Raw genomic sequence first — 3925 nt, forward strand, 5'->3', positions numbered from 1 at the left:
CGGCCGCTGACGATGGTCGACGGCACCCGCGGGTTCGCGGAGGTCTTCTTCACCGACGTGCGGGTCCCGGTCGGGAACGTCGTCGGCGGCGTCGACAACGGCTGGGCGGTCGCGATGTCGACGCTCGGGTTCGAACGCGGCGCCGTGTTCGGCGACCACGCCAAGTTCTCCGGCGACGTCGCGGACCTGGCCGCGCTCATCGCGGCTCGCGGCCTCGACGACGACGCGCAGGCACTCGACGAGCTGGGCCGGGTCCTCGTGCAGACCGAGGTCTACCGGGCCAACGTGCACCGGCTGGCCGCACGGGCCGAGGCCGGCGGCGAGCTCGACAGCACCGCCAGCATCAACAAGGTCTTCTGGACCGAGATGCAGCACGACATCTTCGACACCGGCATCCGGCTGCTCGCCGAGGACGGCGCCGTCGTCGGCGATCCGGGCGCGCTGCCGGACGCCGACCCGGCCACGCTGCGCGCGTGGTCGCGGTGGCACCACCGCTACTGGTACGCCCGCGCCGCCATGATCTTCGGCGGCACGAACGAGATCCAGCGCAACATCATCAGCGAACGCGTGCTGGGCCTGCCGATGGAGCCGCGACGATGACCGACACCCTGGACCAGGACCGCCGCCAGCTCGACGAGCTGACCGGCGACGTGCTCGCGGCCCACTGCGGGCTCGACCACCTGCGGGCCCGGCTCGCCGACGGCACCGCGCACACCCCCGCGCTCTGGGGCAGGCTGACCGAGACGGGCCTGGTCTCCGCGCTCGTCGCCGAGGAGCACGGAGGTGCCGGACTGTCCCCGGCACACCTGTCGGGCGTGCTGCACAGCGTCGGCCGGTACGCCGTGCCCGAGCCGTTCCTGGAGACGGCCGTGCTCGCCACGACCGTGCTGGGCGCGCTGCCGGGGCCGGTGGCCGACGAGTGGCTCGGCAGGATCGCCGCGGGCGACGCGATCGCCGTCGTCCGCCTCGGCGGGCTGACGCCGTTCGTCCCGTACGCGGCCGACGCCGACCTGCTGCTGGACCTCGCCGACGACGGGGTCGTCACGGCGTTCACCCGCGAGGAGGTCGAGGTCGTCCCGGTCCCCGCGCAGGACCCGCTGCGTCCCCTCGCACGGGTCGCGCTCACCGGCACGGGAACCCGGCTCGGCCAGGACGGCGAGGTCGTGGCCAGGACGCGGACGCTCGCCATCGCCGGTGCCGCCTGCATGCTCGCGGGTGCCTCGCAGAAACTGCTCGACCTCACCGTCGAGTACGTGGCCGTCCGCGAGCAGTTCGGCCGGCCGGTCGGGTCCTTCCAGGCCGTGAAGCACAAGGCCGCCGACCTGGCCGTGATGGTCGACATGGCCACGGCCGCGGCGCTGTCCGCGTTCGACGCCGTCGACGAACCGGACGGGCCACGTCGTGCGGCGGCCGCCAAGGCCTACGCCGGTGACGCGGCCGCGAGGGCGAACGTCACCGCGTTGCAGCTGCACGGCGGGATCGGCTTCACCTGGGAGTATCACCTGCACATCTGGCTCAAGCGGGTGATGGGACTCGCCGCGACCTACGGCACGACGAAGGCACTGCGCCGCGACCTGGCGCGCGACCTGCTCGCGCGGGTGACCGAGGAGCGGCGCGGATGAGCGGGCTGGGGTTCTGGCGGCTGGCCGCCACCGCGCCCGACGCCCTGGCCGTGGTCGAACCGGACGGCAGCCGCACCACCCGCGGCGAGCTGCTGGCCCGTGCCAACGCGACGGCCCGCCTGCTGCGCGGGCTGGGCCTGGAACGCGGCGACCGCGTGGTGGGTGTGGTCGCCAACGAGTCGTGGGCGCTCGCGCTCGTCCTCGCCTGCCAGCAGATCGGCGCCTACTACGTCCCGGTCAACACGGCGCTGACCACGACCGAGGTCGGCTACATCGTCGAGGACGCCGCCCCGGTGGCCGTCTTCTGCTCCCGTGCCCACGCGGACACCTTGCGTGCGACCACCTTCGCGGCGGACCGGAGGTTCGCGTTCGGGCCCGCCGAAGGGTTTCGCGATCTCATCGCCGAGATCGCCGGGCTGCCGACGGGTCCGCTCGACGACCGGTCGCCGGGCTCGTACCTCGGCTACACCTCCGGCACCACGGGCAGACCCAAGGGCGTGCTGCGGCGGCTGCCGGAGGGAGACCCGGACGACGTGTTCGCCGCCGGTGCCGCCTGGCAGCTCGGCATGTTCGGCATCACGCCGCTCGACGACGGCGTGCACCTGGTGACGTCGCCGCTGAGCCACACCGCGGTCAGCGGACTCGCGGTCACGTCGTTGCACTACGGGCACGCGGTCGTGCTGATGGACCACTTCGACGCCGAACGCGTCCTGCGACTGGTCGAGGAGCACCGCGTCACCACCACCCACATGGTGCCGACGCAGCTGCACCGGCTGCTGCGCCTGCCCGAGGACGTCCGCGCGGCGCACGACGTGTCGAGCATGCGCAACCTCGTGCACGGCGCGGGACCGTGCCCGGAGGCGGTGAAGCGCGCGGTCATCGAATGGTTCGGGCCGGTGGTGTGGGAGTACTACGGCGCCACCGAGGCGGCGGGCACCGCGATCACCAGCGCCGAGTGGCTGGACCGCCCCGGCAGCGTGGGCCGTCCCCAGCCCGGCGCCGAGGTGCGCGTGCTCGACGCGAACGGCGAGCAGGTGCCGGCCGGGCAGACCGGGCGCGTGTTCCTGCGGATGGGCGCGCACGCGTTCTCCTACCGCGGCGACGACGCCAAGACCCGGGCGTCCCGCATCGGCGACTTCGTCACGGTCGGCGACCTCGGCCACCTCGACGAGGACGGCTACCTGTACCTGCTCGGCCGCACGACCGAGGTGATCGTGAGCGGCGGGGTGAACATCTACCCCGCCGAGGTCGAGGCCGCGTTGCTGGAGCACCCCGACGTCCAGGACGCCGGAGTGGTCGGCCTGCCGGACCCCGAGTGGGGGCAACGGGCCTGCGCGGTCCTCCAGGTCGCGCCCGGCTCTCCACTGTGGACCGGCGACGTCGCCGGCCTCCTCGCGCCGTTCCTCGGCGAACGCCTCGCGCGCTTCAAGCTGCCGCGCCGGTACCAGGTCGTCGCCGAGCTGCCGCGCGGCGCGAACGGCAAGCTCCGCAAGCACCTGCTGCCTGATCTCGTCTGGGAAGGGACCCCGTGAAACCCGTTCCGATGTCCACTCCGGACACCCGCGAGTGGTTCGACCGCATCGACGCCGGCGAGCTGACGGTGCCGCGTTGCACCGCGTGCGAGTCGTTCTTCCTCTACCCGCGCAGCTGTTGCCCGCGCTGCGGTGCGCGCTCCGTGGAACTGGTCCCGGCGGCGGGCGACGGTGTGCTGCTGTCGTTCGTGATCAACCACCGGGCCCCGGCGGGGTTCGAGGCGCCCTACGCGCTGGGCGTCGTGCGGCTGGCGGAGGGGCCGAACCTGACCGCGTCGATCCGCACCGACCGGCCCGAGTCGCTTGAGGTGGACGCGGCGGTGCGGGTGGCGTTCGAGGAACGCGGCGAGCGCCGCGTCGTCTGCTTCGAGGTGGCCGGGTGACCCTGCGTGGAGCCGTCGCGATCATCGGTGCCGCGGAGAGCACCGAGCTGGGCAAGATCCCGCACCTGTCCGCCCTCCAACTGCACGTCGACGCCGCGCTCAACGCGCTCGCCGACTGCGGCCTGACCCCGGCCGACGTCGACGGCGTCGCGTCGGCGGGGGAGATGCCGGTCGACGTCGCCGACTACCTGGGCATCGTCCCGGAGTACCTGGACGGCACGAACGTCGGCGGCTCGTCGTACATGCTGCACGTTCGGCACGCGATGGCCGCGATCAGCGCGGGCCTGTGCGAGACCGTGCTCGTGACCCACGGCGAGTCGGGGCGGTCGCGGGTGGGCATGGTGCCGTGGGCGCCCGCGCCGCAGTCGTTCATGGCGCAGCTCGAGGT

General features: G+C 73.4%; 4 protein-coding genes and 1 pseudogene. All 5 read left to right on the forward strand.

The features are described 5' to 3' along the window. A partial coding sequence (locus VF330_RS27380) for an acyl-CoA dehydrogenase family protein (RefSeq protein ID WP_330854558.1) occupies window positions 1-600 on the forward strand: 600 nt, incomplete at its 5' end. Continuing rightward, window positions 597-1622: an acyl-CoA dehydrogenase gene (locus VF330_RS27385; protein WP_330854559.1), complete on the forward strand. Its 1026-nt coding sequence runs from the start codon at window positions 597-599 to the stop codon at window positions 1620-1622. The genes VF330_RS27380 and VF330_RS27385, both read left to right, overlap by 4 nt. After that, the gene (locus VF330_RS27390; RefSeq protein WP_330854560.1) at window positions 1619-3154 is read left to right on the forward strand and encodes an AMP-binding protein; all 1536 of its coding nucleotides are present in this window, start codon (window positions 1619-1621) and stop codon (window positions 3152-3154) included. The genes VF330_RS27385 and VF330_RS27390 overlap by 4 nt, the downstream gene beginning before the upstream one ends. After that, on the forward strand, window positions 3151-3537 hold the full coding sequence (locus VF330_RS27395; RefSeq protein ID WP_330854561.1) for a Zn-ribbon domain-containing OB-fold protein: 387 nt from the start codon (window positions 3151-3153) through the stop codon (window positions 3535-3537). Before VF330_RS27390 ends, VF330_RS27395 begins: the two co-directional genes overlap by 4 nt. Further along, a pseudogene (locus VF330_RS27400) lies at window positions 3534-3925 on the forward strand (thiolase); the annotation flags it as partial. The gene VF330_RS27395 and the pseudogene VF330_RS27400, both read left to right, overlap by 4 nt.

This window comes from Lentzea sp. (genome assembly GCF_036380075.1).
In the GTDB taxonomy this organism is placed as follows: Bacteria; Actinomycetota; Actinomycetes; order Mycobacteriales; family Pseudonocardiaceae; genus Lentzea.